Genomic DNA, 5,435 nt, shown 5'->3' with positions numbered 1-5,435 from the left:
TAACATTAAAACTTTTATCAAGCCGAGATTTTAGTTGGATTAGTGCAGTAAAAACGCTTGTTAGATACGTGTTTAAGCTATAGTACCTTCAAAACTAATTATCTGCACTATTTTTAAATGTCTGTTCCGGCGCCTTAATCCCACCAGATAACTGATGAAGAGTGCAGGCTACTCCCAAACAAATGCAATTTTATTGCCAATACTGTTATATTCGACGGCGCCTAAAAATGAATCGTTCCGCACGAAATTAGTTTTAATGTGTTAAAATAAACGGCCTTGACATCAGTTTTGACTAGCTATTTAGAGTCTAGGTTCCCCAGAAACAATTACAGTTAGCTTGCCCCAGAGCTACTTGCAAAAGATCAAGGCACAAAGACGATTATTATACTGGTGACAGTTAATACACATTTTAGATAAGAAAAAATTAGAAATCAAAAGTAATTCAAACAAAATTTAATCTACTTCAATTTTTTTTCTAATTCTTTGCATAAAAAAGCCCAGAGCTTATTAATTAGCCTGGGTTTATATCTGTATAAAATAGTATCGGGATGACAGGATTCGAACCTGCGGCATCCTGCTCCCAAAGCAGGCGCGCTACCAAGCTGCGCTACATCCCGTTCTTGACTATATAATTGCTTTCAATTGGAAGAATACTAAATGAATATAGCATAAAATCCAGCAATTGTACAATAGAAATTTTATTTTTGTTTTTACTTACCTTAACGTTTACTTTTTAATCTAAGTCGCGAAGGTGCAATTATTGAGGATACCAAAACATTCCCTTAATACCTTCGGGGTCAGATATAAAACCTAAACCCCGGTAGAAATCAACAACGTGAGGGTCAGCAAAGAGAGTTACATTGCTGATTTCTTCAAGTCTAAGTTTTTTAAGTACGTATTTCATCAGTGCCTTACCCAGACCTCTACCTTGATAGTCTGGGTGAACGACCACATCCCAAATTGTGGCGTTAAATGAATGGTCTGAGGTTGCGCGTGCAAAACCAATTAGGCGCCGCTCTTGTCCTCGAACCTGCCACATAGAGGCAACGAGAAAACTGCACTCAATAGCTTTCTTGACCTTTCGTAAAGGACGACGTGACCATCCGACCGCATCACAAAGTTCTTCGAGTTCGTATAGGTCAATATCGCGCTCGGTACTAAAAACGATACGAGTGTCTCGCTCTGATGCATTCGTGGCGCCATTAGGAACGGATTTACCATTAGCATCCAAGTAGTGTTCTTCGGAAGGAGTAGTGCGGGTGGTCGCAGTCTCCGAGGTACTAAACCAAGTTTTCCAGAAACCCATGCCAGGTGGTTCGGGTAGTATAACTGAGGAGCATTTCTATTGAAAGAGTTGATAAGCTTTGTGCTAGGAACGTCAACTAACAGTACACTCACACTTAAACTGAATATTAAGTACAAAGCAAAACACTGACTCTAAATGACGTTTACTATATTCTTCGGCTTATTTCACATCAATCAACTTCAACTGTAGCACTTTGTTGCAAGACTCCGAACAATATTGCGCTAATACTCCGTATGATTTTTGCTTTGAACCAAAGTCATTAACAACCCACTACTAACAATTAAGAATGGCAACTGGATTAAAAACCTCCACCCTAGAACTTCTCAAACGCTTTAATCGAGCGTTTCCTCAGTTCTACGAGCAATTTGTCAGCAGTGAAATTCAACTGCAAAATTTGCGTTTAGCTTACCGTTTATACAAAACTAGACGTGCCGTTATTGAACTCAAAGCAGAAGGTAGTAAAAGTGCCTTACATTTCGCCTACCGTAATCAGTCTTTTCTTCTCAGCGATATTTTTGGAGTACTAGCAGCTTATGGGTTAACAATCCACTCGCTATCCTTATACGGTCAAATCAAACCACCGATGCTAGTTTTTATCAAACTAATCGTATCGCGCGGAAGTAAATCGCTCACCGACAAAACAGCTGAGAATGTTTGTCGTGCAGTACGCGAAGCGCTAGGTGGTCGATTTGAAGTAGAAGAAATGCTCGCAGTCGAATTCAATTTAGATGCTGGTTTAGAGCAAATTCAAACCGAGTTTTACGTAGACCCAGTGTTTCACTTACCCGCACTGGTGATCGAAGCTGACAACCAACCAGGACTGTTTTACAAAGTCATGTACGCAATTTGGCAAGAAGACCTTCTGGTTGTTAATGCCAATTTACTTGTTTGGCGTGGTCGTACTCGCCTGATTCTCTACTTACTTGGACCAAACGAAAGTTTGATACCTGAATACTTAGGCCATAAAATCGCTGAAGGGGTGCGAACTAGGCTACTTGGCAAGTAAATATTTTTATTTTTAAGGAGAAAAACAAATAACAAAGGATATTAGTTCAAAAAATCTGTTAATTTATCTCTTACCTTAAACTTTCTGGCTTATATTCAACAAATCCGTATTCAGTCGCACCAAAGCGCGCGATTGTACGATAGAAGTATGGCAACCATCGAAATAAGAGGCGTACCACACGCATACGAGTTCTCAAAACCGACATCATGCCCCGACGCTGTAGTTTTTGTCCACGGTTGGTTAAACAGTCGTGGATACTGGCAGCCTGTGATTTCTCGTATTGGGGTTGATATCCAATGCTTGTCCTATGACCTTAGAGGTTTTGGGGAATCTCAAACTAAGACACGAAGCCAAAACGCGCGTGAATTAGTAGCTTCTCTTAAGCTGACTTCATATGGCAGTGATTATAGCAGTGAAATAGTAAATACCTTTGAATCAGTTTATACACCAGAAGCTTATGCTCAAGATTTAGTCATTCTTTTACAGAAGCTCCAAATTAAGAGTGCTTGGTTGATTGGTCATTCTCTTGGAGGAACAATCGCGCTTTGGGCTGCGGCAAAACTTCCTGACAAGGTTAAAGGTGTAATTTGTATTAATGCTGGAGGAGGTATTTACTTAAAAGAAGCATTTGAGCAGTTTCGGACTGCGGGGCAAAAATTTTTACAAGTTCGTCCGCGCTGGCTTTCTCAAGTGCCATTAATCGATTTGTTATTTTCTAGAGCTAGTGTTGTGCGTCCTTTAGAAAGGCATTGGGCAAGACAGCGAGTAATTGATTTTGTAGTTGCAGACCCAGAAGCCGCTTTAGGGACACTGCTTGAGTCTACTACCGAAGAAGAAGTAAATCGTCTGCCTCAATTAGTAGCACAGCTTGAGCAACCTGTTTATTTTTTGGCAGGCGCCGAGGATAAGGTCATGGAACCCAAGTACGTGCGTCACCTAGCGAGTTTCCATCCCTTATTTCAATACAGTGGCGATAATGTCATCGAAATTCCTGAATGCGGTCATTTAGCCATGTTAGAGCAGCCAGAAGCTGTTGGTAACGAAATTCGTCGGCTTGTAGCGCAGCATTCATGAATTTTGGATTGTGGATTTTGGATTTTGGATTAATCTAAAATCTAAAATCCAAAATCTAAAATTTTTAGTACAGTTTCATTACCTCGGTCAGTCCCAACCTTGATTGAACGCCTAATGAGAGTCGTGAGGTGTGACCGAGAGCAAGATGTTCTGAAGCTGCACAGCCAATCATTGCGGCATTGTCAGTACAGTATTTTAATGGTGGGAATAATGCTCGTAAGTTATGAGTCGCGCAAGCTTTGGACAGTGTTTTTCTCAACGCGCTATTAGCGGCAACACCTCCACCAACTGCGATAGTATCAAGTTCATAGTCGAGGGCACATCTAATAGCACGTTTTGTTAACGCGCGTGCGACTGTTGCTTGAAAACTCGCAGCAATATCCGCCACCGGAACAACGGTGCCAGATTTTTCTATTTGCTGTACTAGACGGAGTACAGCTGTCTTTAAACCACTAAAACTGGCATCATACGGATGATAACCACCATTTGGTAGTGAAACCCTTCCTTCTGGAAATACAAACGCCTGGGGATCACCTTGAGAAGCAATACGGTCGATAGCAGGTCCACCTGGATAACCAAGTTTTAACAATCGTGCTACCTTGTCAAAAGCTTCTCCAGCGGCATCATCACGAGTTTCACCCAACGTTTCATAGGCGCCACATTCTTTAACGTGAATCAAACTTGTGTGCCCACCAGAAACGAGTAAACTCAAAAAAGGTGGCTTTAAACTTGGCTCACTCAAATAAGTCGCGTAAATATGTCCTTCAAGGTGGTGAACTCCCAAAAAAGGCTTATCATGCAGCATTGCCAAAGTTTTACCTGCTGTCATTCCCACTAACAACGCTCCTACCAACCCAGGAGCGCAAGTTGCTGCTACCCCATCAATTTCTGCCCAACCAACTTGTGCTGACTCCATCGCTTGTGTAATGGCGCCGTTAATAATTTCCAAATGCGCGCGTGACGCCACTTCTGGCACGACTCCACCATATTGCTGATGCACAGGGATTTGTGAAGAAATAATACTGCTTTTAACCTCACGATTATCAACTATTGCTACTGCTGTCTCATCACAACTCGTCTCAATTGCTAATACAGTCGCCATAACTCCGCGCCTCCTAACTCCTTTTTACTCAGCACTCAGCACTCCTAACTATTAACTTTTGTTCGCAAAGCTTTAACTTTTATTTACTTCAACTTTACTCTGTTTACCGCCACAGATTATGATGACATGCTAGTTATGCAAATAAAGATTGTACAAGCCGCTTCGTTTTGTACATGAAACTTTTTGTTTCGTAATAAAAGGAAACAATCCCATGCAACGTTTGTTTGCTCTATTTCTAGCCATTTGCCTCTGGTTTAGCTTTACCCCGCCAACCCTGGCGTTAGGAGCTGACCTAGTACCTTGTAGCGATTCTCCTGCCTTCCAAGCACGCGCGGAAGCAGCGAGAAATACAACCGCTGACCCCAACTCTGGTGCGAAGCGTTTTGAGCGCTATTCGCAAGCCCTATGCGGTCCAGAAGGCCTACCTCACCTAATTGTGGATGGGCGCCTCGACCGTGCGGGTGATTTCTTGATTCCTAGCATCCTGTTCCTTTATATCGCTGGTTGGATTGGCTGGGTTGGTCGTGCTTACCTTATTGCTGTACGCAAGTCCCCAAACCCAGAACAGAAGGAAATCGTCATCGATGTTCCTTTGGCTCTCCCACTTATGGTGAGTGGATTTACATGGCCTCTTGCTGCAATCAAAGAGCTTACGAGCGGTGAGTTAACAGCTAAGGATACAGAAATCCCTATTTCTCCTCGCTAGTAAACTCCACGCTAGTGAAACATACGAGTTACAAACGATACTTCCACATTTAATTATCTGAATAATTATCCGGAAGCGCGTTTGTAATTAAAAACCCTATTAATTAGGGAAATTAATCCAGTCGAAACAAACTACAGTTGTTTAGAGGAGTTTTACTCGTGCAACAAAAACATTTCCTTAGATATTTATCTCTTGCTCCAGTTACGCTGTTTGCTTTATTGATTTTTACAGCAGGACTGTT

At 41.9% G+C, this 5,435-nt stretch carries 5 protein-coding genes, 1 tRNA gene and 1 pseudogene; 4 read left to right on the top strand and 3 right to left on the bottom strand.

Going from position 1 to position 5,435, the window contains the following annotated elements; all coding sequences use genetic code 11:
• Positions 1-543: 543 nt before the first annotated feature.
• Positions 544-617: transfer RNA gene (locus tag AC2JBO_RS42710), tRNA-Pro, on the bottom strand.
• A gap of 140 nt (positions 618-757) precedes the next feature.
• Positions 758-1,306, bottom strand: coding sequence for a GNAT family N-acetyltransferase (locus tag AC2JBO_RS42705; RefSeq protein ID WP_496959684.1), 549 nt, complete (start codon positions 1,304-1,306; stop codon positions 758-760).
• 286 nt (positions 1,307-1,592) lie between these two features.
• Here AC2JBO_RS42705 and AC2JBO_RS42700 point away from each other — a divergent pair, with 286 nt between their 5' ends.
• Both AC2JBO_RS42700 and AC2JBO_RS42695 read left to right on the top strand, forming a co-directional pair.
• Positions 1,593-2,312 carry a hypothetical protein gene (locus tag AC2JBO_RS42700; protein ID WP_496959683.1) on the top strand — a complete coding sequence of 240 codons (720 nt, stop codon included), beginning with the start codon at positions 1,593-1,595 and terminating at the stop codon, positions 2,310-2,312.
• Positions 2,313-2,459: 147 nt separating this feature from the next.
• Positions 2,460-3,386, top strand: coding sequence for an alpha/beta fold hydrolase (locus tag AC2JBO_RS42695; protein ID WP_496959682.1), 927 nt, complete (start codon positions 2,460-2,462; stop codon positions 3,384-3,386).
• A gap of 64 nt (positions 3,387-3,450) precedes the next feature.
• Here the strand turns inward: AC2JBO_RS42695 and tsaD are convergent, their stop codons facing one another.
• A complete protein-coding gene (gene tsaD / locus AC2JBO_RS42690; RefSeq protein ID WP_496959681.1) occupies positions 3,451-4,488 on the bottom strand; it encodes a tRNA (adenosine(37)-N6)-threonylcarbamoyltransferase complex transferase subunit TsaD in 1,038 nt (345 codons plus the stop codon).
• A gap of 211 nt (positions 4,489-4,699) precedes the next feature.
• On the opposite strand from tsaD, the gene AC2JBO_RS42685 reads away from it, so the two are divergent.
• The gene (locus tag AC2JBO_RS42685; protein ID WP_496959680.1) at positions 4,700-5,194 is read left to right on the top strand and encodes a Photosystem I reaction center subunit III; all 495 of its coding nucleotides are present in this window, start codon (positions 4,700-4,702) and stop codon (positions 5,192-5,194) included.
• Positions 5,195-5,352: 158 nt separating this feature from the next.
• Positions 5,353-5,435: pseudogene (locus AC2JBO_RS42680) on the top strand (Photosystem I reaction center subunit IX); the annotation flags it as partial.

Source organism: Calothrix sp. CBUCES-K 9914 (assembly GCF_059640475.1).
Note: the sequence above shows the minus strand (reverse complement) of the source record. Positions and strands in the feature narration are given on the sequence as shown.